The organism is Cryobacterium sp. Hb1, assembly GCF_004403585.1.
Lineage (GTDB): Bacteria > Actinomycetota > Actinomycetes > Actinomycetales > Microbacteriaceae > Cryobacterium > Cryobacterium lyxosi.
Genome location: NZ_SOHI01000008.1, coordinates 448,239 through 468,924, shown reverse-complemented (window position 1 = coordinate 468,924; position 20,686 = coordinate 448,239). Strand labels below are relative to the sequence as shown.

Here is a 20,686-nt window from a genome sequence, read left to right as displayed (position 1 = left end):
CAGAGTCGGACAGAGCCGGGTGAGGTGTCAGTCGAAGAAGTGCGGCACATCGATGGCGCCGCCCTGCCCCGCGAACTCTTCGGCCACGCTGCGTCGTAATTCGGCGTCGCAGAGAAAATCCAGGGCGGTGAGGGCGAGGCCGCAGGCGCCGTCGAGGGCGCCCGACTCTGCGGCATCCGTTGCGGCGGCCGCGGCGAATTCGCGGGTGTGCAGGGCAACGTCGGATGCCGCAATCTTGATCAGTGGGTGGATACCGGGGATGCGATGGCTCACGTTGCCGAAGTCGGTGGACGCTGCGATGGTTTCCGACACCACGCCAAGCGGGAGCGGTTGGCGCCCGCGGCGCTGCTGGGTGGCGACCCAACGACCGGTGAGTGCGCTGTTCGTGCGCACGGGGAGTGAGGGGGCGTGCTCGTCCCAGTCGATCTCAACGCTCGTTCCCGTCATCACTGCCGCGCCGCGCGCGATGTCATCCAGTCGCACGCTGAGGTCTTTGAGCGTGTCCGCGAACTTGGAACGGGCGTAGAGCTTGAGTACTGCGCGCTCGGGAATGATGCTCGGCCGTGTTCCCCCTTCACTGATTACAGCGTGCACGCGATCTACCGGCGGCAGCTGTTGGCGCAGCAGGCCAACGGCCTGGTACGCCAGCGTTGCGGCGTCGAGCGCGTTGCGACCCATAAAAGGTTGAGCGGATGCGTGCGCCGCGACGCCCGTGAACGTCACGGTGAGCACGCGCCGACCGAGCCACACCTGGTCGGCGAGGTCGTAGCCGTACGGGTGCACCATGATTGCGGCGTCGATGCCATCGAAGGCGCCATGCCTGGCCATTACTTCTTTGCCGGAAAAGCCTTCCTCGGCGGGAGTGCCGAGGAAGACCACCCGGCCTCTGAATGCGTGGGGATTCTCCTTGAGAGTGTTGGCCAGTGCGAGGAAAGCGCCGACTCCGGTGGCGGCGATCACGTTGTGCCCGCAGCCGTGCCCGACGTCGGGCAAGGCGTCATACTCGCTGAGAATCGCGATGGCCGGTCCGTCGGCTGAGCCGATCTCGGCGCGGATCGCCGTGTCGAGTCCGTGCACGCCGAGCTGCGCGTCTATCCCATAGCGACCGAGCAGCTCCACCAGATAGGCGGCGCTTCGATGCTCGGTGAAGGCGATCTCCGGGTCGGCGTGCAGGGTGTGAACGACGTCGTTCAGGTCTGGGACGAGCGCCTCTACCTGGCTTTCGACTGCGCTTACGAGTTCGTCCGGGGCCCCGGAGAAAGGCGACGGTACCGACTCATAGGTCTGTATCCTGCGGGCCGTTTCGGCCTGAAGCTTCTGCAGATACGTGGTGCTCGGCACTGTGGAATGGCTCATATATCCACCCTAGACAGGGAGACTACCCGGTGTCGCCGTGCTGACCTATGCCGTCATTTTTAGGACCTGTGCGAGTGGCGTGACCAAGGACGAGCCCGATCATGCCAGCGCCTGCTCCCCTGAGCCCCTGGAAACCTCGGCGATCCGCTTGATCGCGGCGAGGGTTTTCGGGATGCCGTCGAGGGCTTGCTGGGTGCGGTCGGTGATCTGCGCATGGGCGTCTTCGCCGAACTTCTCCTCGAACATCGCGATTCCGTCCGGCAGAAACTCCCACGACTCCGTGAGCACGCTCCCGGTCCCGTTTTCTGTGGCGGTGAAGCTGAAGCCCCACCGGACGAAGCTGCCGCCCACCACCCAGGCGAACTCGCGACCGCGCTCTGCCGTCACCACTTCAGACCGGGTCTGCCAGGTCCGGTGCGGGAGCTCATTGCGCCCGGTGAACCAGGAACCGACCCGACCGGCTTCGGCCTCGTCGTCCCACCAGCACGACGTGCAGACCGGGCTCCACTCGCCGGTACGGGTGATGTCGGAGAGTAGGTCGTAGAGAAACGTGGCCGACGCCTCGACGATGACCGACTCCTGGTGGCTGAGGATGCGTGTCTCACTCATGCGTTTACCCTAACGAACGGGGTCACTTCTTCTGCCGCCGACTGCCGCCGTGCCAGTCCTCCTGCTTTCCGGCCGTGTCCGTGTCGACTCCGAACGCGGCCAGCTGGGGCTGCTCGCGCAGGCTGCGTTTGAGCTCGGCAAAACCCGGGAAGCGTGCCAGAGCGACGACGTGGTCCCATAACTCGACCGCGAAGTCCTCGTGGGGCAGCCGGCTGATCACCGGCCCGAAGAAGGCGACACCGGTGGGCGGTTCGAAGTGGATGATGGGCGTGCCCACGTCTTTTCCCGTCAGCGAGAGCGCCTCGTCTGTCTCCTGCTGGATCTCCCGGTCCCATGATTCGTCATCGAGAGCGTCCGCCAGCTCGATCGGCAGGCCCGCTTCGGCGAGGATCGGCTCCAGGAACTCACGCGTCCCGCGGACTTCACGCACCTCACCCTCGGTTTGCTGGTCGTGGGGGCCGGGGGCAGTGTCGAAGATGTGGGTCCCGAATGCGGCGTACAGCGGCGCCACCGCCTCGCGGCCGTGCTCCGCTCGCGTTCGGGCGGCAACCCGCAGGAGCCGGAGCCCGGCGGTGTGACCGGCCTCGTACTCGGGAGGGAAGTGCGCGTCGTAGTCGACCCGGGCATTAATCAGGCGCAGCGAGATGAACCGCCAGTCCACGGTGTAGTCGCGCTGCTTTTGCACCTGTCGCACCCACTTGCTGGTCATCCAGGCAAACGGGCAAACCGGGTCGAAGTAGAAGTTGATGTCGGCGTCCATGCGTCAACCCTAGGACAGTGCCGCACACACGACCGAGATCGGTGGCTTTAGGTTCATTTCCGCCTGGTCAACTGTCAAGATATGCAGAACTGTACGGTTAGATCAATTGTGGAGGAGTTCCAGAAGTGAGTGAATTCGTTACCACCTCTCGCGGTGACCGAGTAGCTTTCGACCATCGAGGGTCTGGCCCTGCCCTGATTTTCATTGCCGGAGCCGGCCCGTATCGGGCTATTGACCCGGGGACCACCGCAACCGCCGAATCGGCGGCGCGCCAAGGAATCTCGACGGTCGTCTACGACCGGCTGGGTCGCGGTGAGAGTCCAGTGGATAAGACGATCGATCTCCAGCGTGAGCTTTTCGCTGTCGCCGCTCTTCTCGACGTCGTCGGAGGGACCGCCGTGCTTTGTGGACACTCCTCCGGATGCTCTATCGCCTTGGCCGCGGCTGCGAATGGAATGCCCGTCAATGGACTTGCACTGTGGGAAGCGCCACTTGGACCACAGGATGGCGGAGCCCGGGAATGGGCTGGCAGAGTGGACCGCCTGATCACAGAGGGAGATCTGGAAGGTGCCCTCGTGCACTATATGAAAGACATTCCACCGGAGTTCCTGGAATCATGGCGAAAGTCTCCGGAGTTTCCCGACTTGGTTGCAAACGTCGGGAGCTTTCGCCCCGATGGTGAGTCGCTCGCCTGGACAGAGTCGGCACCGCACTCGGAGCTGTTCGCGAACATCCGGGTTCCAGTCCAGGTGATGCTGGGCAAGGAAACATTCCCGGAGATGTTCGTCGCCGCCGATTCGATTGTCGCGGCAATCCCGGGAGCGATCCAAAAACGAATGCCAGGGGCGCATCACACCTGGGAGCCCGAGCCGATGGCGGCCGAGCTTGCGGCGTTCGTGAAAGCTGCCCACTCAGGGAATCGGGCCAGCTAGAGAGATAAGAGAGGAATCATGCCTGCCCAGGAGGACTACCCGCAAAATATCGACGCCACCTTCACGGCGACAGTCACCACCGAGCGCAACAGCGGCTGGGCCTGCGTTGTCATGCCTGAGTCGGGAATTTTTTTCGGCACCAGAAAGCCTGTGAAAGTTACCGGCACGATCGACGGGCATCCTTTTCACGCGACACTGCTTTCGATGGGTGATGGAACGCACATGGTTCCGCTCAAGGCAGCCCTGCGCAAAACAATCGGCAAAGTGATCGGCGATGAAGCTGAAGTTCACCTCGATCAACGATTCAGTTGACCGCACTATCGGCCGAAATCCAGTCGTCGGCCGCCCGTCATCTGCCGGACTGGTTGACGCGTGTGCCATGTCGACAAAAGTGCGGCCAGACCGCATGCTGCTGGGAGACCACCCCGTGGTCGATAAACTTTGGGTATGTCAGACCAGCACTTCGAGCAGGATGAAACCCTGCGCCTGCCGACCATCCAGTTTCGCGTCGTTCTCGATCTGGGCCCCCGGCTCGCCGCGGCCGTCACCCTACCGGCGGAGCTGGCGCACCCCGATCTGTTCGCCGACCGCGACGACGAGGGCGGGGCGCTCAACCTGTCGATCGACTTCGACAGTGGCCAGCTGCACGTGCTGCTCGACGAGGCCGGCCCCAGCTTTCACTACCACGGCACGAGCGACCCGTTCGAGAGCCCGTGGCCGGCCGATCAGACCGAAAAATTGCTCGAGTGGGCGCTCATCCTGGTGCAGGAGATCGACGCCCTCGATGAACTGCTCGACTCGATCTTTGAGGCCGCCGAGTGGTTCGAGCAGGGCTTCACACTCTACGTTCCCGAGACTGAACCGACCCAGCTCGAACTGATTGAAGTCGGAATCATCGGCGAGCTGCTGACGCTGCCTTGGCTCGGCTCCGGGCGCGTCGACCACGAGCATGTCGAGGGGGATAACCACCCGATCGCCCTGCTCTGGAACATGAACAACGACGACCCCGACACGCCGATCGCCCGCGCCTGGCTCGACCTGGAGACCGGCGAGCCGCGAACGGCCGCCGAGCCGGGAGTGGACTGGAACGCCGTAGCCATGAGCGAAGACGAGGTTCTGGAGTGGCTCGTCGGCATCTACACCAACCACCACGTGGCCCCGACACCCGAGGCGCAGATCATGCGGGCGGCGCTGGAGCGCATCGGCGGCATCCGCTGATCCGACGTCGATATTGTGTGGCTGGTCGTTTTCGGCCTGGCGCACTGACGGTCGGGTTGATGGCGGGCATCCGTGTCACACGCAGCCGCGCGCCGCTAGCGAAAGCGTGGCGCCCGGGCCAGCGCGGCGAGTAGGCGTTCTAGGGGGCCCTTGCCGAGAAAATAACGCCACAGGCTGGCGCCGATGAAGGTGATGAGCAGCATCCCGATCAGCAGCGGCCAGCCGGGATAGTCGATTTCGGCGCTGCCCGCGATAACCGCCAGAGCGAGAATCTGCAGGGTGTAGACGGTCAGTGCCATCTGGCCGGTCGCCCCGACCGGCCAGAGGATCACGCGCAGCGCACGCCCCACAGACCGCCGCCGAACAGCGGTGAGCCAGAGCAACGCTCCAAGGAGAGCGACCGCGACCCCGCCGGAGCCGATCACCTCGGCGATCGATCCGGAATGGGCCGCGGCGTCGACGCCGGGGAGCACGATGGCCGCGCCGTAGCCAGCGACCACCGCTGCTGTTCCGGCACCGACGAGGACTACCTGGGTTTTCGCACTGCCCAGATCGGAGCGCGCGATCATGAGCCCGGCCAGCAGAAAGGGCATCCAGATGAGCACCGGGTAGGTGCCATTGAGAAAGAAGTAATCGACCAGATAGGCGAGCGGCGGCCGGGCGGCATCCACTTCGCCCTGGGCGGCGCCCAGCAACGGTGCGCCGAAGAGAAAGACGACGCCGATCAGGGCTATCAGCCACCGCTGTAGAAAAAGCATCGGAATCAGCAGCAGAAACATGAGGGCGTAGAAGTGCAGGATGACGGCAACGCCGCTCTGCAAGCTGGCCAACACGATACCGAGCAGAAACAGGAAGAGCGCGCGCACCACGATGCCGGTCACACGCTTGGAACGCTGGCCGCGCGCGAGCGGATGCTGTGACCCGGTCATGATACCGAGCGATACCCCGGCCAGGGTCGCGAACAAAATGGAGGATCGCCCGTCGGCAAGCAGCTCGGCGTCACCCAGGCGCGGGATGGCATGCGCCACGAACATGCCGATGATCGCCAGGCCCCTGGCGATGTCGATGGCGACGACCCGTTCGCTCGCATCGGCCCTGTTGTGCATGAAAACAGGCTACGGGTTCATCCGGGCAGGTTCGCGCTGGGGTTGTCGAGACCGCGGGGCGTCGCGGCACGCTTTCCGGTTCGCGGCGTCCCTTAGTAGGAGTGCTGCGAGCGCTAACGCGTGCCGCGAGCGCTTACGCGTGCCGCGTCTCGATACCGGGAAGGGTTAGACGGCGAGTGGGTCGCGGGGCCGCCTGATTCTGACAACACCCAGCCAGAAGGCGGGTCGCCCGCAGACCGGCCTGCGGCAAATGGTAACGTCGCTAGGTCTAGCAACTGGTTTGACGGTCGACGCCCTTCTGCAAGGAACCTCCATATGCCCCATCGCATGAATCTTTCCAAGAACCTCCCACGCACATTGACGGGGCTGTCAAGCGAGATACTGCAGGATCTGCAACAACTCGCCCGCACCCCGTCTCTGCTCGTGGCCTGCAACTATGGAGGCACACTGTCCCATCACGTTGCCTCGAACGTGCCGTCCGTGCTGTTGGCCGAATCTGCGACCGCCCTACGCGCCCTCGCCGCCCTGCCCAATACCCATACGGCCGTCATGTCGGGGCGTCCGCTGCGCGACCTGGCCGCGGATTCCCGGCTGCCCCGGGAGGTGCACCTGGTCGGGTCGAACGGAGCCGAATTCGACTCGGAATTTTTTGACGCCCCCGAGCCCTCCGATGCGTCCCAGGATTCCGGCATCGCGCTCGACCGGCTGCGCACCCGTCTCGGCGTCAGCGCCGCGTTCTTCGCCGGCGATGCCGCAAGCGACGAAATGGCCATGAACACCTTGCACGGCCCCGACCTCGGCATTCGCATCGGCGACGACGAATCCGTCGCCGCTCACCGCGTCAGTGGCCCCGAAAAGCTCGCCCAGATTCTGGCCCTGCTGTTCGAGCTGCGCAAGGACTGGCTGTTCGGTCAGCACGTCGTCGCCATTGAACGCCACTCCATGATCGGCGACGGCACCTCGACCGCCCTCGTGACGCCGGAGGCGCGCATCTGTTGGATGACGCATCCGCTGCCCGATTCTGGCTCATTGTTCGCGAGTATCCTCGGCAGCGAAGAAGCCGGGCACTTCTCGATCGAACCGGTCAAGAAGAGCCGCGTGCTGGGCCAGCGCTACATCGACAACACCATGATCGTTGAAACCCGCTGGGCCGACGTCACCGTCACCGATTACATCGAGCCGTCCCCACTCGGCATCACCAACCTCGTACGCAAGCTCACCGGCACGGGGCTTGCCCGCATTGTGTTCGCGCCGCGGCCCGACTACGCCGTCGCATTCTTCAACATGCACGCGACCGACGGTCTCGTGACCATCACCGGCACCGCCGACCCGATCGTGCTCTCGGCGGCCGGCGTCGAGTTCACGGTCACGAGTGACGGCCGCAACGAAACGGCCACCGCCGTCGTCGACCTCTCGCAGGGCGCGATCATGCTCAACCTGCGCTGCGGCGACACCGAGCCGTACACAGCGGATGCCTCCGGGGAAGCGGCGCGGCGCGGCGCGGTTATGAACGACTCGCGTGCCTGGGTCAATTCGTTGTCGCTGCCGAGCGTGAAGCCCTCCCTCGTCGGCCGCTCAGCCCTCGTACTGCGCGCTCTCTGCTACGAACCGACCGGAGCGGTACTCGCCGCTTCCACGACATCGTTGCCCGAGGGAATCGGCGGCACGCGCAACTGGGACTATCGCTACTGCTGGCTGCGCGACGGCTCGATGACGGTCAAGGCGCTCGTCGACCTCGGTTCGACGGCCGAGGCTGATGGATTTCTGCGCTGGCTGGCCGGGGTCGTGGACGACAGTCCCGGCGCGCAGTGGCTGCATCCGCTTTATTCGGTCACCGGATCGTCGCTGTCCACCGAAGCAAGCCTCGAGTCGCTGCCTGGCTATGCCGGCTCCCGCCCGGTACGCATTGGGAACGCCGCCGACAATCAGGTGCAGATCGACGTGTTCGGGCCGGTCGCCGAACTCATCGACACCTTGAGTGCCCGGCAGGGAACCCTCTCGGACTTTCAGTGGCACCTGCTCACCGAGATGGTCGACGCCGTCACGAGCCGCTGGCACGAACCCGACCACGGCATCTGGGAGGCCCGGCGCTCGCCGCGACACCACACCTACACGAAGACGATGTGCTGGGTGACCGTGGACCGGGCCATCCGTACCGCGGTGCGGCACGGACGCGACGTGGGGACGGGCTGGATCGAACTTGCCGCCACCATTCGCGAGGAGGTATTGCGCGAAGGCTGGAGTGAGGAAGCCCAGTCGTACACCGTGGCGTACGACAGCCCCGATCTCGATGCTGCCGTGCTGCACATCGGACTGTCTGGCCTGCTCGACGTGACCGACGAGCGCTTCCAGCTGACCGTGAGTGCGGTGGAGCGCGAACTGCGCGTGGGCCCGACGGTGTTCCGCTACCGCTACGACGATGGTCTGCCTGGCCTCGAGGGTGGCTTTCACATTTGCACGACCTGGCTGATCGAGGCCTACGTGCTCACCGGGCGTATCGACGAGGCTGAGGCACTGTTCAATCAGCTCATCTCCCTGGTCGGTCCGACCGGATTGCTGTCCGAGGAATTCGACCCGGCCACCGAAACCCACCTCGGCAACCACCCGCAGGCTTACTCACACCTCGGTTTCATCCGCTGCGCGCAGCTGCTCGACGAGTACCGCAGGCGCTAAGGGTGTACCGCTGACTCGCGAAGGGGCGTCCTTTTTCGCGAGTCAGCCGTGAAACGGTACGTTATCTCGGACACGTGTCCGAAAAGTGTTAGTATTATGTAATGACTTCGTTGACTGACGCCCGCCTGCAGGCGGTTCAGGTGCAGTCAGATGTTCAGCTTGAGTCGAAGCTCACCCACGATCCTCGGGCGGAGCGCACCAGGCAGCTTATTCTCACGGCCATTCGTGCGCTGAACGCCCAGCCGGGGGCATCCGTCTCGGTCGCCGAGATCGTGCGCCTGGCCGGTATCAGTCGTAGCTCGTTCTATGCGCACTTTGCGAGCCTCGACGTGCTCGCCGCCGAGCTGCTGCAGGCACAGTTCGCCGACATCGGCTCGGCGGGGCTGGATCTGCCGCGGCCGAGGACCGGTGAAAATGCCTCACGCCTCGGCTATGCCCGGCTCGTCGCGCACATGGTGGAAAACTTTCCCCTGTACGCAAGCGTGCTGGAGTTGCCACTCACCCGCAGCGCGCACGACCAGATCATCGAGGCTTACGCCACCCGCATGCTGCAGTCGGTGCTCGTCTTTGACGACGCTGTGAACGCCAAGTTGGTCACCACTTACGTCGCCGGCGGCGCGCTCACCCTGATTGGTGCGTGGATGCGCGGTCACCTCGACGTCTCCGACGACGAACTCGTCGACCAGCTTGTTGCCCTGCTGCCGGGTTGGCTGCTCGAACCTGAAACCTTAAGCGCAACGCCTGTTCGCGTTGCATCACCCACACAAAACTGAAGGCACATTCTATGAAGATCGAAATCGGCGAAACCCTGGTCTATCCGCACCACGGAGCGGTCACCATCACGGCCCTCGCGACCCGCAATATCAAGGGCGTCGAGAAGCAGTTCATGACCCTCAACGTGCACACGAGCGCGCTGACCATTCAGCTTCCGGTCGACAACGTCGAGCTCGTCGGCGTGCGCGACGTCATCGACGCCGCGGGTGTCAGCGCTGTATACGAAATTCTGCAGAACGCCTTCACCGAGGAGCCGGGCAACTGGTCACGCCGTTATAAGGCCAACCAGGAGAAAATGGCCAGCGGCAGTGTCTACCGGGTCAGCGAGGTCGTGCGCGACCTGTGGCGTCGCGACCAGGACAAGGGTGTCTCTGCCGGCGAAAAGCGGATGCTCGAAAAGGCCCGTCAGATTCTCGTCTCCGAACTCGCTCTGGCCCAGGGCCTGACCGACCAGGAAGCCGGCGACCTGCTGCTCATCGAAATTCAGAACTACGTCGTCAGTGATGAGCCGGTTGAAATAACCGTTTAGTCGGATTGACCGAACACCCTCGTTCGCCTTGCGAGCGAGGGTGTTCGTGTGTGGTCGGGAGACAGCGTTCCGGGCCCGGGTCTGGAACGGACGAAACGACGCGGAGGAGGGGCTGGGCGTCCCGGAAACCGTCACGGACGCGGGCCGGCGTTGGCTTTGCGGATGCGACGGCCGTCAGCGACGGTCTGCATCTCCTTGAGAGCGGCTTTCTGGCTCTTCCTGGTGCCGCGTGGGGGCAGCTGAATGTTCTGCTCGGCGGCGATGCCCGCCTGCAGTTGGCGGCCACGCTCGAGTTCGGCGTCGAACTCCGCACCAAATAACAAGGCGAGGTTGGTCAGCCACAGCCAGAGCAGAAAGATGACGATTCCAGCGAGTGAACCGTAGGTCTCGGCATAGTTCGAGAACGTCGCAACGTAGAATCCGAATCCCAGGGACGCGACGACGATCGCAACGAGGGCGACCAGTGCTCCGAGGCTCAGCCAGCGAAACTTCGGCTGGCGCACGTTCGGGGTGAAGTAGTACAGCACCGCGATCAGCAACACGACGGTGGCCGCAAGCACCGGCCACTTGGCAATGGACCAGACCAGCTGCACTGTCTGGCCGAGGCCGAGGGCTGCGCCGACGGCATCCGTGATGGGACCGGAAATGGCCACAATCAACACGGCTACGAGCAGCAGGGCGATGCTGATGACGGTGACGAGCAACTGCGTGGGCTTGAGCGTGAGAAATGACCGGCCCTCATCGATCGCGTAGATGCGGTTCATGGCGCGGCTGAAGGCTCCGACATAACCGGATGCCGACCAGAGCGCGACCGCGACCCCCGCCACCAGTGCAAACCCGGCGGATGGTGCGGTGCTGAACTGTTCGATCGGCCCCGAAATGACGTCGAGGGCGTCGCGGGGAACGACCGAGGCGAGAATCGTCAGCAGGGTGTCGGCGGACTGCCGCCCCTGCCCGAACACGCCGAGCAGCGAAACCAGGGCGATGAGCATGGGAAACAGCGACAGCACGGCGTAGTAGGTGAGCGACGCCGCAATGTCGGTGCACTGGTCGGTGCTGAATTCGCTGAGCGTGCGTTTGAAGACGTATTTCCAGGAGGACTTCGTGACCTTGGCCGGCGTATCCGGCTTGCGGTCGTCATCGGGGGCAGGAGCGCCGGTGAGTTTTTGGCTTCGGCCCGTGTCTGCCATGAAAGTCTCCTGCTCGGTTCGAGTGAAGCCGGGGTCGCGGTCGGTCGGGCGATCGCGACCCCGGACAGAAAAATCTACTGCGTGCTGACTAAATCTCAGCGTAGGTCGCGTGCTGGGTTTCAGCAGATCTCGAACTATTTTTTGAAGACGTCCTTGATGTCTTCACCGACCTTCTTGGCGCTCGCCGCGGTCTGGTCGGCGCGTCCTTCGGCGACCTTGGAGTCGTCGTTGGTGGCCTTGCCCACGGCCTCAGTGGCCTTGCCCTTGAGGTCCTGCGCGGCGTTTTTGATCTTGTCGGCTGCACTCATGGTGTTCTCTCTTTCGTGAGGTGTTTCTGGGGGAGTGTTCGGCGCGGAAGCGCTGAACGTGAGTAGGGGGGGTGGATCTCGGTGAGTGGCATCCTCAAAGATTTAGGGCACGCGCGTGGTGTGACCGGTACGCACCCGAAAGCCTCCGCTGATCTGCAACAGGGCGGGGATGCGCAGGCCGAGGAGTTCATCGAGGGCAAGCAGGGCCTGTTCGACGACGTGCACGACATCGGCCGGGGAAGTACCTCGTCGACAGGTCACCGAGACCTTGAGTACGGCGTCGCGGGACACCCGATAGGTCGAGACGCGGGTCGACAAGAATTCCGGGTGCTCGCCGAGCGCGTGTTGCAGCGCTTGCTCGGCAACCGTCGAATCAACCTGTGTGGTGCCCCAGTCCGAGGTCTGTTCACTGATGAGGTGGCCGGAATGGCCGCGGCCCTGCCGCAGAATGAAGCTGAGCAATAGGCCAACGACGCCCAGCAACAGGGTGAGGACGATGATCCAAATCCAGCTATTTCGCGTGTTGGCGAGCGGCGTAGATTGGAGCCAGTCGGCGACCGTGCCGCCAACCCGGTCAGCAACCGAGGCCCACGCATCCCGCAGTGTGGCTTGCGTTGCGAGCAGGCCGAGCAGAGTGGCCACGGCCAGCAGCGCCAGCCCGGTCACCAGGATAACGCTGCGGTTGAGCGCGCGGTTGGTGTTGTTCACGTTCCGACCTTTCCGCCAACGGCCACGACGACCCGGGTCTGCAGTGTCGGCCGCAGGTGCAGGCCATCGAGCTGGTCGCGTACGGCCTGCTGCACCGAGTCACGCTGCACCGGTTGCCCCGATGTCGGCACGAGGTGCACCGTGGCAAGGCGACGAGAAATACTGACCCGGGTGTTGTCGGGGTTGATGCCGCCCACGCGCGCGGCGCGCCCGGCCAAAGCGGATGCGATTACCTCGTCATCGACGACGGTCACCGTTCGCTCCGAATCGATCAGATGCCGCGCCCTTCGGCCGGGCGTGACCGCGACGATCAACAGGACGATGGCGATGAGGGCGCAGGCGAGCGCGATAGTGGTGAGCAGTGAAGCCGGCACAGTCGAAACGGATGCGACGCCGGTTGCCAGTTCGGTCGGGGTCGCGAGCAGGGCCGGTTGGCCGATCATGAGCAGCACAATTTCGGTGCCGAGCCAAGCGCAGATCAGAATTGCGACAACGGCCACGATAATGGCGACCGTTGAACGCGGCGAATGCAATTCACGCCGGCTGATGCGCCCGTAAATTGGTGTCATCGGCGCTGAAGACCGATCGGCCGGTGCCGAGTTCATTGAACCCTGCGTTCCTGTTGCACGTCAATGCCGGTCAGCCGCACGGTGACCCGGCCGACATCGGTGCCGGTGAGTTCTCCGACGCGACGAAGAATTTCGACTTGCGATTGGGCCGACCGGGCCAGAATCGTGCCGCCAGTGCGCGCGATGACGGCGGGGTCGCGGGTGATGCGGGAGAGGGCAACGACGCGGATGGTGGTGCTGATCGTGAGCGCGAGCCGGCCGTGGTCATCGCCGAGTTCCACGCGGACTTGTCCGGAGGGAACGCCGAGCGATTCCGCAGTGACCATCGAGACGACTTGGCGTAGCGCCCGGGGCACGATGCGGGTGCGGCCGCGGGGCGGGGGAGACGTCACGGTCGTGGACCGAGTACCGTCGTCCGATGCGTCGTGTACCGCTCCGCCGAGAAACCACTCGTTTGCGGTATCGGTCGCCACGCTCACGATGATGAACGCTTTCCCTGAAACGCTCCGATCAGAGAGCCGAGGTCGAGGCGGCCATCAACCACGCGGCCGATCAGGGCACCGACCAGCATGGACAGGGCAACAAACAGAAACGCCCAAAAACCCAGAATCACCCAGGTCAGGGCGAGAATCGCACCGACCAGCATTCCAGTTCGGGTTGCGTTAGTCACCGCAGTGCGGCTTTACTCGGCTCAGCATCGGCATCGTCGCTGGGCAGGTGAATATCGATGATCGTCACGTTGACCTCGGTGACTTCGAGACCGACGAGGTCTTCAATGGCGCGAATAACGCTCGAGCGGATATCGTCGGCCACCTGCTGCAGCTGTACCGGGTACTCGGCGACGATTGTCACGTCAACGGCAACCTGCGTTTCTCCCACTTCGACCGAGATGCCCTGGCTCACGTCGGTACTGTTCATTGCGTCACGAATGGCGCCGAGAGCGCGGGCGGCGCCGCCGCCGAGCGCGTGCACACCGGAGACTTCTCGGGCGGCGATGCCGGCCACCTTGGCCACGACGCCGTCGTTGATGACGGTCTTGCCGGTTCCAGTGGCCGACTCACCGGCCGGCGGTGGGCTGATCGGGACGCGGCTGCGCGGAGACTTGCTCGACGATACGGGGCCGTTGCTGTCGATGAGGTCCATGGAAAAAGCTCCTTCATAGAGGGCCGTCTGGTCTAGCCAGAACGGATTGTTACCAGTAAGACGAAACGTGTGGCATATTCGTCACGCGGAGATGAGAAATATTCTGGAACCGTTTGCCCAAGGAGGGGATGTGTCCGGCAAAGTGCGTGAGCAGGTTGCGTCGCCGCTCGATGCGGCCGCCGACCAAATGCTCGCCGACCGCGCTGCCGATGGCGACCTGCGTGCCTTCGAGGTTCTCGTTCGCCGGTACGGCCCACTTATGCGGGTTTACGCGACCCGGGTTCTCGGCTCAAATGACGAAACCGACGACGTGGTGCAGGAATCATTCATCACGGCCTGGCAGCAACTCGGCAGTCTCGAAGACGGCAGCGCTGTCAAGAGTTGGTTGATGCGCATCGTTGGCCGTAAGAGTATCGATCGGCTCCGCGCTCGACGCCCGCACGTCAATATCGATGACACGGATGCCTCGGCGCCCGAGTGTCGCGCCCCGCACGTCCTCGCAGAGGTGGAGTCCGAGACCGAAGCACTCGCGCGGGTACTCGCGGCTCTTCCCGTTGATCAACGGCGCTGTTGGACCCTGCGCGAACTCGCCGAGTACAGCTACGGTGACATTGCCGCCGAGCTGAACCTTTCGCTCTCCACCGTGCGCGGACTGCTGGCCCGCGCTCGCAAGACCTTACTTCGACAGATGGAGGACTGGCGATGACCGAACGGACACCGGCGAACCGACGTTTTTTCGCATTCGACGTCGACAGCACCGAGCAGGAACAAGCTGGCCTGAACGGTCATACCATCGAGCAACTCAGCGACTACCTTGATCGCGAACGGATGCCCGCCGACCCGGGCATCGACGACTCGCCCGATTGTGAAATCGCCCTGCGCGGTCTCGAACGACTGCGTCGGGCGCAGCGGTCATTGCTGGAGCGAGACCTCGAACGCGAATCCCGGCGCGACGACAGCTGGGTGTCGCCCATTCTCAACAATATTTCGTTGGAGGCCCATGCCGGCCGGGAGATTCCGCTGACCCACCCGTCGCCGATCGCGCGCCTCGTCGTGACGGAAGGCGCCGTGCGTGGCATGCTGCGGGAAACCGGCGATCGTATGCAGAACGTGTTCGTCGGCCGATGTGTGCTGGTCGGCGACGTCAGCGTGCCCGGCGCGCCGATCTCCATTCGGGTCGATGTGACTGTATTCCCGGGTGAGAATATACCGCGGCTGGCCGATCAGCTGCGAGACGCGATGTATGCCACTTTGAGTAAATATACGGAGCTGGTCGTGGTGGCCATCGATATCACTGTGAGTGACCTGCATTCGCTGCCCGATGCATCCGCTCACGAACAGGAAAAATGATGACCACGGACGCTTCTTCTTTCGACCAGCTTGACGTATTGGTGCGCCGGGTGTCCGGTGTTGCCATGCTGTATCCGGCCGGGTCAGTGATAGCCACCGTACTCAGCGCCACCCTCGATGCGGTGGCCCATCGAGTGCCCGCAGCGCCCCTCGTGCACATCGAACAGCGAGCTGACGGCGTTCGGGTCACGGCCAGGATCGGCATCGGTGCGGCGGAGTCCTCGAGTGACGTGAGCGGTCGGGTGCACGACGCGATCGCCGCGCACCTCGAGGGCGGTAACCCGCCGGTCGTGCAGATCGTCGTGATCGTGGCCAGCGTGTGGCTGAACGGCTAGCCGATCACGGATAGTCGTGCTGGTCGTGCACGTGAGCTCCGACGAGTACTGGCTCGCCGAGGCGCTGCTGCTTGGCAAGGCTGGGTACCGGCGCGAGTAGCACCGCTAAACGCCGACCGCCATTCGCACGCCGAGGGCGATCATGACCACGGCGATGAAACCGTCGAGCACTCGCCAGGAGCTGCGCTTTGCGAATAAGGGCCGGAGCATCCGTGCACCGAAACCGAGCGCGAAGAACCAGACGAAGCTCGCCGTGATTGCCCCTGCGCCCCACCACCAGCGCTCATTCGTCCCCTGCTGGTTCGCCACGGATCCGAGAAAAATCAGGGTGTCGAGATAGACGTGCGGGTTGAGCCAGGTGAGCGCGATGGTCGTCGCGACGGCGGCCTTGGTGCGCACCGATGTAGTCGCGGCCGCTACAAGCACGCCGGGGCGGAAGGCGCGCACTGCGGCGAACGCACCGTAGGTGAGCAGAAAGCCGGCGCCGAGCACCCGCGCGACGACCAGAACGACCGGGGCGGCTCGAATAAGAGCGCCGATTCCCACGATGCCGGCCAGAATGAGCACGGCGTCGGAGACCGAACAGATCAGCACAGCGGCGAGCACGGTGCGGTTCCGCCCCGCAATACCGAGCCGCAGGATAAACGCGTTCTGGGCACCGATCGCGATGATGAGCGCGAGTCCGGTGCCAAAACCGAACATGGTGGGCAGAATCGTGTCGGCGAAGTTCATTTCGTGGAAAATTTAGGGGCGCTCTATTCGGGGGCGACGCCGTTGTAGAAATGCTCGAACACCATGCTCGTACGGGTTGACGCGACCGCGGGATTGGCTGAAAGGTTGTCCAGCACGAAATCGCGCACATCGTCGGTGTCCCGGGCCGACAGGTGAATGATGAAGTCCTCGGACCCACCGAGAAAATATAGCTGCACAACGCGCGGCATCACCCGGATCGAATCGCGAAAGGCCGGGATGTGCGTGCGGGCGCCTGCGCGAATGCTCACGCTGATCAGCGCCTGTAGGCCGAGTCCTATCGCTTTCGGGTCGACCATGGCCGTGAAGCGCGTGATGATTCCGCGGCTGACCAGCGAGCGCACCCGGGAGACGCACGTGGACTCGGCGATACCAGCCGCGCTGGCGAGCCGGCTGTTGGTCGTGCGGGAGTCCGCCTGCAGCGCCGCGACCAGGATGCGATCGACGTCGTCGAGGGTTTCGACCACCCGAATCCTCTTCGTTTCCGTCATCTCACATCTCCTGACAACCGCATATTTAGTGGAATATTCTTGAAGTCTGGCAGATTCTACGTATTTTACCTAGCTGAAACGAATCAATAGCAGTCTTGCCCTATCACAGCCGATACGTTCGGCGCTGGCAACCCGAAACGGAGCAGACATGTTGGTCGGCATTCCCACCGAGATCAAGAATAATGAGAACCGCGTGGCGATCACTCCTGCCGGTGTTCACGAACTCACTCGGCGCGGCCACGAGGTCGTCATCGAGAAGGGTGCCGGGCTGGGCTCCAGCATCACCGACGATGCTTTTCGGCTTGCCGGGGCGTTCATTGCTGACACCGCCGCCGAAGTCTGGGCCGGGGCCGACCTGCTCCTGAAGGTCAAGGAGCCCATTGCCAGCGAATACCCGTTGATGCGCCCGGGGCAGGTGCTGTTCACCTATCTGCACCTCGCGGCATCCGCTGAATGCACTGAGGCTCTGATCAAGTCTGGCACGACCGCGATTGCCTATGAGACCGTGCAGCTTGCCGACCGCAGCCTGCCGCTGCTCTCGCCGATGAGCGAGGTCGCTGGCCGCCTCTCGGTGCAGGTCGGTGCCTACCACCTGATGAGTGCCAACGGCGGTAGCGGAATTCTGCTCGGCGGTGTTCCCGGAACCCCCAAGGCCAAGGTCGTCGTGATCGGCGGCGGCGTGGCCGGCGAGCACGCCGCGGCTAACGCGCTTGGCATGGGCGCCGACGTGACCATCATCGACCTGTCGCTGGCTCGCCTGCGCCAACTCGAGGCCCGTTTCAACGGCGAGATCCAGACGCGCGCGTCGACCCAGTACGAGATTGCCGAGCAGGTGCGGGACGCTGACCTTGTTATCGGCTCTGTGCTCATTCCAGGTGCGCAGGCTCCCAAACTCGTCACCGACGCCATGGTTGCCTCGATGAAGCCCGGCTCCGTACTCGTGGACATCGCGATCGACCAAGGCGGATGCTTCGAGGGATCGCACGCCACCACGCACGACAATCCCACCTTCTTGGTGCATGACAGCGTCTATTACTGCGTTGCCAACATGCCCGGCGCAGTGCCGGCCACGGCGACGCGGGCACTGACCAACGCCACCCTGCCCTACGTCGTCGCGCTGGCCCAGAAGGGGTGGAAGCAGGCCATCGCCGAAGACTCCGCTCTCGCCCAGGGGCTCAACGTGCACAACGGCCGCATCACCAACGCGCACGTTGCGTCTGCCTTCCACGCCGCCCTGTTGACGGTATCCGACGCGATCGCCTGAGCCGGTCCTCAAGCGGTATCTTTCCAGTCGGCGCCGGCGGGTCAGGACGTCGCGACGATAACCCGGTGCAGTGCATCGTGCAGGCGAAGCAGGTCGTCCATCGGCAGGTTGAGCGCTTCGACGACCCGCGGTGGGATAGTTTCGGCCACCGCCCGCAGGTTCTGTCCGCGGTCGGTCAGCGTGATATCGAGCGTTCGTTCGTCGGCCTCCCGGCGCTGCCGCCGCACGTAGCCGGTGGCTTCGAGCCTCTTGAGCAGGGGGGAGAGAGTCGCTGGCTCGAGGCGGAGGGTCTGGCCGAGGCCCTTGAGTGTGCGCGGGCTCTCGTTCCACAGGGCGAGCATGACCAGATACTGCGGATGAGTAAGCCCGAGTGGCTCCAGAATGGGCCGATACAGGGCTATGACGTTGCGTGAGGCGATGGCCAGGGCGAAGCAAACCTGGTTGTCGAGGGCAAGGGGGTTGTCAAGCGTTGACGATGTCATGGGTGTCCTGTTCCGACCCGTTGTTCTTTATGCTTTTAGTTAGTACACTAACAGTCATGATGCACGGCAAGATACCCTTTTCATTCGGCACAGGACCGGGCGGCTTCACTGCCTGGCTGAACGGTCGACTGTTTCCCATTCTCGGACCGCCGCCGGTTGGTTTGAGCGGGTCCGATCTGCTCCGCGCACAGCCCGCGCCCGTGCGTGTCTGTCCGGTCTGCTCCCAGCCGATGGACCAGCACGACATCGACCGCAGTGGCGAACGTACCCAGCTCCACTGTCCGGTAGACCTGCCCTAGCCAGCCGCTTCGGGCGGCTGCCGGGCACAGACGTCCGCACAGGCACCAGTTATCTGCCCCGGGCTGGTCTGGGCGCCAATCACGGGAGATCAATGTCCACGACGGCAGACCGCGCTGACGAAAACACGTCACAGCTCGACCTCGCGATCGCCGAGTTGGCTGCAGGAAGCGTGCGGTGGAGGGTGACCCCGCTCGCGGCGCGCGGCGCTTTGCTGGCGCGCACCGCGACATCCGTTTCTGATGAAGCCGAGCGCTGGGTGGCTGCTGTGGCTCATGCCAAAGGTTTAGACCCCTCGTCTCCGCTGATCGGCGAAGAATGGCTGACCGGACCATATGCGGTGCTCACCTCGGTGTATGCACTCGGCCGCACTCTGCGGGGGCTCGCTTCCGGGCGCAGCCCGCTCGCCGGCCAGAGATTGGGGCGCGCGCCCGGAGGTCGCGTCACTGTTTCCGTATTGCCCCATAACGCGTGGGATGGGCTGCTGCTCCACGGATTCAGCGCCCGAACCTGGCTGCGGCCGGGCGTCACTGTGCAGCGGGCGCGTGTATCGGCCGGCTTGGGCCAGCTCAGTCCGACAGTGACCGGCGGGGTCGGCCTCGTGCTCGGTGCCGGCAACATCAGCTCGATCGCCCCGCTCGATGTGCTGTACGAGCTCCTGGCGCACAATCGGGTCTCAATACTCAAGCTCAACCCCACCTTCGACGGACTACTGCCGATCTATCGGGCGGCTCTCGCCCCGCTCATCGCGCAGGGCCTGCTGCGCATCGTCATCGGCGGCGCCGACGTGGGCGACTACCTAGCCCACCACGTGGGCATCAGCCACGTGCACATCACCGGCAGCGCGGCCACCCACGACGCCATCGTGTTCGGTGGGTCCAAGACTCCCCGCCTCGGTAAACCGATCAGCAGCGAACTCGGCGGAGTATCCCCGATCATCGTGCTGCCCGGCCGGTGGAGCCCCAAGGACCTGCGCTACCAGGCCGAACACGTGGCCACCATGCGGCTGCATAACGGCGGCTACAACTGCATCGCCGGGCAGGTGCTCGTGCTGAGCGCCGCCTGGCCGCAGAAGCACGCATTTCTCGCCGCGGTCGCCGCGGCCCTCGCTGCCGCGCCGACACGACCGGCCTGGTACCCCGGCAGCGACGAGCGGATGCGGGCGGCCTGCGCTGCCTACCCGGCCGCGCAGCCGATTCCCGGCGGGCGCCTGCTCATAGCCGTGCCGAATTCCACAGCATCCCCTTTCACAGCATCCCCTTCCACAGAAAATATGCTGACAACGGAATACTTTGCACCCGTGCTCGGCGTCCTCGAATTGCCGGGGGATGACCAGGCCTATCTTGACGCCGCCGTTCGGACCGTTAATCGTGATTTCCACGGCACTCTCGGTGTGAATATTATCGGGTTGCCGGGTACTATTCGGCGGCTTGGCCCGGGGTTTGAACGGGCCGTTACGCGCCTGCAGTACGGAACCATCGCGATCAACGCCTGGACCGGCGTCGGCTTTCTCTCGGCGGCGGCACCGTGGGGTGCATTCCCGGGGCACACCCTCGATAACGTGCAGAGCGGTATCGGAGTGGTCCACAACGCGCTCCTTCTTGATGAGGTGGAGCGCACCGTGGTGCGCGGTCCGTTCCGCCCGTTTCCGCGCTCGGTCGCCCACGCCGAGTGGGCGCTGCTACCCAAACCGCCGTGGTTCGTGTCGGCTAGAAGCGGCGCGCGCACCGCCCGCCTGCTGACCGAATTCGCCGCCCATCCCTCCGCGCGCAGACTGCCTCGCATTCTCGTCGCCGCATTTCACGCCTGATCGCATGTAATAGATTGGCTGCACACCCTACG

General features: G+C 64.2%; 26 protein-coding genes. 12 read left to right on the top strand and 14 right to left on the bottom strand.

All coding sequences use genetic code 11. The annotated features are described in order from the left end of the window. Positions 1–27 precede the first annotated feature (27 nt). From E3T38_RS04115 to E3T38_RS04105, 3 genes are all read right to left on the bottom strand, one after another. Positions 28–1,356 carry a M20 family metallopeptidase gene (locus E3T38_RS04115; protein ID WP_134546376.1) on the bottom strand — a complete coding sequence of 443 codons (1,329 nt, stop codon included), beginning with the start codon at positions 1,354–1,356 and terminating at the stop codon, positions 28–30. Between the two features lie 99 nt (positions 1,357–1,455). Next, positions 1,456–1,965: an SRPBCC family protein gene (locus E3T38_RS04110; protein ID WP_134546374.1), complete on the bottom strand. Its 510-nt coding sequence runs from the start codon at positions 1,963–1,965 to the stop codon at positions 1,456–1,458. Positions 1,966–1,987: 22 nt separating this feature from the next. Continuing rightward, positions 1,988–2,725: a hypothetical protein gene (locus E3T38_RS04105; protein ID WP_134546372.1), complete on the bottom strand. Its 738-nt coding sequence runs from the start codon at positions 2,723–2,725 to the stop codon at positions 1,988–1,990. Positions 2,726–2,850: 125 nt separating this feature from the next. Between E3T38_RS04105 and E3T38_RS04100 the strand changes: the two genes are divergently transcribed. The 3 genes from E3T38_RS04100 to E3T38_RS04090 all read left to right on the top strand — a co-directional run bounded on the left by E3T38_RS04100 (position 2,851) and on the right by E3T38_RS04090 (position 4,875). After that, positions 2,851–3,657: an alpha/beta fold hydrolase gene (locus E3T38_RS04100; RefSeq protein WP_134546370.1), complete on the top strand. Its 807-nt coding sequence runs from the start codon at positions 2,851–2,853 to the stop codon at positions 3,655–3,657. 18 nt (positions 3,658–3,675) lie between these two features. Further along, on the top strand, positions 3,676–3,969 hold the full coding sequence (locus E3T38_RS04095) for a DUF1905 domain-containing protein (protein ID WP_134546368.1): 294 nt from the start codon (positions 3,676–3,678) through the stop codon (positions 3,967–3,969). A gap of 135 nt (positions 3,970–4,104) precedes the next feature. Beyond that, positions 4,105–4,875: a hypothetical protein gene (locus tag E3T38_RS04090; RefSeq protein ID WP_134546366.1), complete on the top strand. Its 771-nt coding sequence runs from the start codon at positions 4,105–4,107 to the stop codon at positions 4,873–4,875. 95 nt (positions 4,876–4,970) lie between these two features. Here E3T38_RS04090 and E3T38_RS04085 read toward each other — a convergent pair whose 3' ends face one another. Continuing rightward, positions 4,971–5,981, bottom strand: coding sequence for a heparan-alpha-glucosaminide N-acetyltransferase domain-containing protein (locus E3T38_RS04085; RefSeq protein WP_134546364.1), 1,011 nt, complete (start codon positions 5,979–5,981; stop codon positions 4,971–4,973). 315 nt (positions 5,982–6,296) lie between these two features. Here E3T38_RS04085 and E3T38_RS04080 point away from each other — a divergent pair, with 315 nt between their 5' ends. From E3T38_RS04080 to E3T38_RS04070, 3 genes are all read left to right on the top strand, one after another. Continuing rightward, positions 6,297–8,654, top strand: coding sequence for a trehalase-like domain-containing protein (locus E3T38_RS04080; protein WP_134546362.1), 2,358 nt, complete (start codon positions 6,297–6,299; stop codon positions 8,652–8,654). A 101-nt stretch (positions 8,655–8,755) separates the two neighbouring features. Next, positions 8,756–9,427 (top strand): TetR/AcrR family transcriptional regulator, encoded by a 672-nt coding sequence (locus E3T38_RS04075; protein WP_134546360.1) that lies wholly within the window; start codon positions 8,756–8,758, stop codon positions 9,425–9,427. An 11-nt stretch (positions 9,428–9,438) separates the two neighbouring features. Further along, positions 9,439–9,957: a CarD family transcriptional regulator gene (locus E3T38_RS04070; protein ID WP_104126853.1), complete on the top strand. Its 519-nt coding sequence runs from the start codon at positions 9,439–9,441 to the stop codon at positions 9,955–9,957. A 131-nt stretch (positions 9,958–10,088) separates the two neighbouring features. On the opposite strand, the gene E3T38_RS04065 is transcribed toward E3T38_RS04070, so the two are convergent. The 7 genes from E3T38_RS04065 to E3T38_RS04035 form a co-directional block, all read right to left on the bottom strand. Then, the gene (locus E3T38_RS04065; protein ID WP_134546358.1) at positions 10,089–11,147 is read right to left on the bottom strand and encodes a YihY/virulence factor BrkB family protein; all 1,059 of its coding nucleotides are present in this window, start codon (positions 11,145–11,147) and stop codon (positions 10,089–10,091) included. Positions 11,148–11,281: 134 nt separating this feature from the next. Beyond that, positions 11,282–11,455: a CsbD family protein gene (locus tag E3T38_RS04060; protein ID WP_134546356.1), complete on the bottom strand. Its 174-nt coding sequence runs from the start codon at positions 11,453–11,455 to the stop codon at positions 11,282–11,284. Between the two features lie 102 nt (positions 11,456–11,557). Next, entirely contained in the window at positions 11,558–12,163 is a 606-nt protein-coding gene (locus tag E3T38_RS04055) for a hypothetical protein (RefSeq protein WP_134546354.1), read from the bottom strand. After that, positions 12,160–12,732 (bottom strand): DUF6286 domain-containing protein, encoded by a 573-nt coding sequence (locus E3T38_RS04050; protein ID WP_166805406.1) that lies wholly within the window; start codon positions 12,730–12,732, stop codon positions 12,160–12,162. The genes E3T38_RS04055 and E3T38_RS04050 overlap by 4 nt, the downstream gene beginning before the upstream one ends. A 32-nt stretch (positions 12,733–12,764) precedes the next feature. Next, positions 12,765–13,205: a hypothetical protein gene (locus tag E3T38_RS04045; RefSeq protein WP_241984274.1), complete on the bottom strand. Its 441-nt coding sequence runs from the start codon at positions 13,203–13,205 to the stop codon at positions 12,765–12,767. A gap of 2 nt (positions 13,206–13,207) precedes the next feature. Next, a complete protein-coding gene (locus E3T38_RS04040) occupies positions 13,208–13,402 on the bottom strand; it encodes a DUF2273 domain-containing protein (protein WP_233197681.1) in 195 nt (64 codons plus the stop codon). After that, positions 13,399–13,875: an Asp23/Gls24 family envelope stress response protein gene (locus E3T38_RS04035; protein ID WP_134546350.1), complete on the bottom strand. Its 477-nt coding sequence runs from the start codon at positions 13,873–13,875 to the stop codon at positions 13,399–13,401. Before E3T38_RS04035 ends, E3T38_RS04040 begins: the two co-directional genes overlap by 4 nt. A gap of 187 nt (positions 13,876–14,062) precedes the next feature. On the opposite strand from E3T38_RS04035, the gene E3T38_RS04030 reads away from it, so the two are divergent. From E3T38_RS04030 to E3T38_RS04020, 3 genes are read left to right on the top strand one after another with little or no spacing between them, the layout of a single operon-like run. After that, complete coding sequence (locus E3T38_RS04030) at positions 14,063–14,581, top strand: RNA polymerase sigma factor (RefSeq protein ID WP_241984286.1); 519 nt, start codon at positions 14,063–14,065, stop codon at positions 14,579–14,581. Beyond that, positions 14,578–15,225, top strand: coding sequence for an Asp23/Gls24 family envelope stress response protein (locus tag E3T38_RS04025; RefSeq protein WP_134546346.1), 648 nt, complete (start codon positions 14,578–14,580; stop codon positions 15,223–15,225). Before E3T38_RS04030 ends, E3T38_RS04025 begins: the two co-directional genes overlap by 4 nt. Next, positions 15,222–15,560: a hypothetical protein gene (locus E3T38_RS04020; RefSeq protein WP_134546344.1), complete on the top strand. Its 339-nt coding sequence runs from the start codon at positions 15,222–15,224 to the stop codon at positions 15,558–15,560. Before E3T38_RS04025 ends, E3T38_RS04020 begins: the two co-directional genes overlap by 4 nt. Before the next feature lie 105 nt (positions 15,561–15,665). On the opposite strand, the gene E3T38_RS04015 is transcribed toward E3T38_RS04020, so the two are convergent. Both E3T38_RS04015 and E3T38_RS04010 read right to left on the bottom strand, forming a co-directional pair. Continuing rightward, the gene (locus E3T38_RS04015) at positions 15,666–16,292 is read right to left on the bottom strand and encodes a LysE/ArgO family amino acid transporter (RefSeq protein WP_134546342.1); all 627 of its coding nucleotides are present in this window, start codon (positions 16,290–16,292) and stop codon (positions 15,666–15,668) included. 23 nt (positions 16,293–16,315) lie between these two features. After that, positions 16,316–16,801 (bottom strand): Lrp/AsnC family transcriptional regulator, encoded by a 486-nt coding sequence (locus tag E3T38_RS04010; protein WP_134546340.1) that lies wholly within the window; start codon positions 16,799–16,801, stop codon positions 16,316–16,318. Positions 16,802–16,949: 148 nt separating this feature from the next. On the opposite strand from E3T38_RS04010, the gene ald reads away from it, so the two are divergent. Further along, positions 16,950–18,065: an alanine dehydrogenase gene (gene ald, locus E3T38_RS04005; RefSeq protein ID WP_134546338.1), complete on the top strand. Its 1,116-nt coding sequence runs from the start codon at positions 16,950–16,952 to the stop codon at positions 18,063–18,065. A 41-nt stretch (positions 18,066–18,106) separates the two neighbouring features. Here ald and E3T38_RS04000 read toward each other — a convergent pair whose 3' ends face one another. After that, on the bottom strand, positions 18,107–18,547 hold the full coding sequence (locus tag E3T38_RS04000) for a MarR family winged helix-turn-helix transcriptional regulator (protein WP_134546336.1): 441 nt from the start codon (positions 18,545–18,547) through the stop codon (positions 18,107–18,109). A gap of 56 nt (positions 18,548–18,603) precedes the next feature. On the opposite strand from E3T38_RS04000, the gene E3T38_RS03995 reads away from it, so the two are divergent. Continuing rightward, on the top strand, positions 18,604–18,846 hold the full coding sequence (locus E3T38_RS03995) for a hypothetical protein (RefSeq protein WP_134546334.1): 243 nt from the start codon (positions 18,604–18,606) through the stop codon (positions 18,844–18,846). Between the two features lie 92 nt (positions 18,847–18,938). Then, positions 18,939–20,654: an aldehyde dehydrogenase family protein gene (locus E3T38_RS03990; RefSeq protein WP_134546332.1), complete on the top strand. Its 1,716-nt coding sequence runs from the start codon at positions 18,939–18,941 to the stop codon at positions 20,652–20,654. Positions 20,655–20,686: the final 32 nt, after the last annotated feature.

Excerpts from the sequence above, each read along its gene's own strand:
- E3T38_RS04095 (WP_134546368.1), top strand. The coding sequence starts at position 3,676 with ATGCCTGCCCAGGAGGACTACCCGCAAAATATCGACGCCACCTTCACG.
- E3T38_RS04035 (WP_134546350.1), bottom strand. The coding sequence starts at position 13,875 with ATGGACCTCATCGACAGCAACGGCCCCGTATCGTCGAGCAAGTCTCCG.
- E3T38_RS04105 (WP_134546372.1), bottom strand. The coding sequence starts at position 2,725 with ATGGACGCCGACATCAACTTCTACTTCGACCCGGTTTGCCCGTTTGCC.
- E3T38_RS04075 (WP_134546360.1), top strand. The coding sequence starts at position 8,756 with ATGACTTCGTTGACTGACGCCCGCCTGCAGGCGGTTCAGGTGCAGTCA.
- E3T38_RS04090 (WP_134546366.1), top strand. The coding sequence starts at position 4,105 with ATGTCAGACCAGCACTTCGAGCAGGATGAAACCCTGCGCCTGCCGACC.
- E3T38_RS04110 (WP_134546374.1), bottom strand. The coding sequence starts at position 1,965 with ATGAGTGAGACACGCATCCTCAGCCACCAGGAGTCGGTCATCGTCGAG.
- E3T38_RS04000 (WP_134546336.1), bottom strand. The coding sequence starts at position 18,547 with ATGACATCGTCAACGCTTGACAACCCCCTTGCCCTCGACAACCAGGTT.
- E3T38_RS04080 (WP_134546362.1), top strand. The coding sequence starts at position 6,297 with ATGCCCCATCGCATGAATCTTTCCAAGAACCTCCCACGCACATTGACG.
- E3T38_RS04015 (WP_134546342.1), bottom strand. The coding sequence starts at position 16,292 with ATGAACTTCGCCGACACGATTCTGCCCACCATGTTCGGTTTTGGCACC.
- E3T38_RS04030 (WP_241984286.1), top strand. The coding sequence starts at position 14,063 with ATGCTCGCCGACCGCGCTGCCGATGGCGACCTGCGTGCCTTCGAGGTT.
- E3T38_RS04070 (WP_104126853.1), top strand. The coding sequence starts at position 9,439 with ATGAAGATCGAAATCGGCGAAACCCTGGTCTATCCGCACCACGGAGCG.
- E3T38_RS03995 (WP_134546334.1), top strand. The coding sequence starts at position 18,604 with ATGATGCACGGCAAGATACCCTTTTCATTCGGCACAGGACCGGGCGGC.
- E3T38_RS04065 (WP_134546358.1), bottom strand. The coding sequence starts at position 11,147 with ATGGCAGACACGGGCCGAAGCCAAAAACTCACCGGCGCTCCTGCCCCC.
- E3T38_RS04115 (WP_134546376.1), bottom strand. The coding sequence starts at position 1,356 with ATGAGCCATTCCACAGTGCCGAGCACCACGTATCTGCAGAAGCTTCAG.
- E3T38_RS04085 (WP_134546364.1), bottom strand. The coding sequence starts at position 5,981 with ATGCACAACAGGGCCGATGCGAGCGAACGGGTCGTCGCCATCGACATC.
- E3T38_RS04020 (WP_134546344.1), top strand. The coding sequence starts at position 15,222 with ATGATGACCACGGACGCTTCTTCTTTCGACCAGCTTGACGTATTGGTG.
- E3T38_RS04050 (WP_166805406.1), bottom strand. The coding sequence starts at position 12,732 with ATGACACCAATTTACGGGCGCATCAGCCGGCGTGAATTGCATTCGCCG.
- ald (WP_134546338.1), top strand. The coding sequence starts at position 16,950 with ATGTTGGTCGGCATTCCCACCGAGATCAAGAATAATGAGAACCGCGTG.
- E3T38_RS04060 (WP_134546356.1), bottom strand. The coding sequence starts at position 11,455 with ATGAGTGCAGCCGACAAGATCAAAAACGCCGCGCAGGACCTCAAGGGC.
- E3T38_RS04010 (WP_134546340.1), bottom strand. The coding sequence starts at position 16,801 with ATGACGGAAACGAAGAGGATTCGGGTGGTCGAAACCCTCGACGACGTC.
- E3T38_RS03990 (WP_134546332.1), top strand. The coding sequence starts at position 18,939 with ATGTCCACGACGGCAGACCGCGCTGACGAAAACACGTCACAGCTCGAC.
- E3T38_RS04025 (WP_134546346.1), top strand. The coding sequence starts at position 14,578 with ATGACCGAACGGACACCGGCGAACCGACGTTTTTTCGCATTCGACGTC.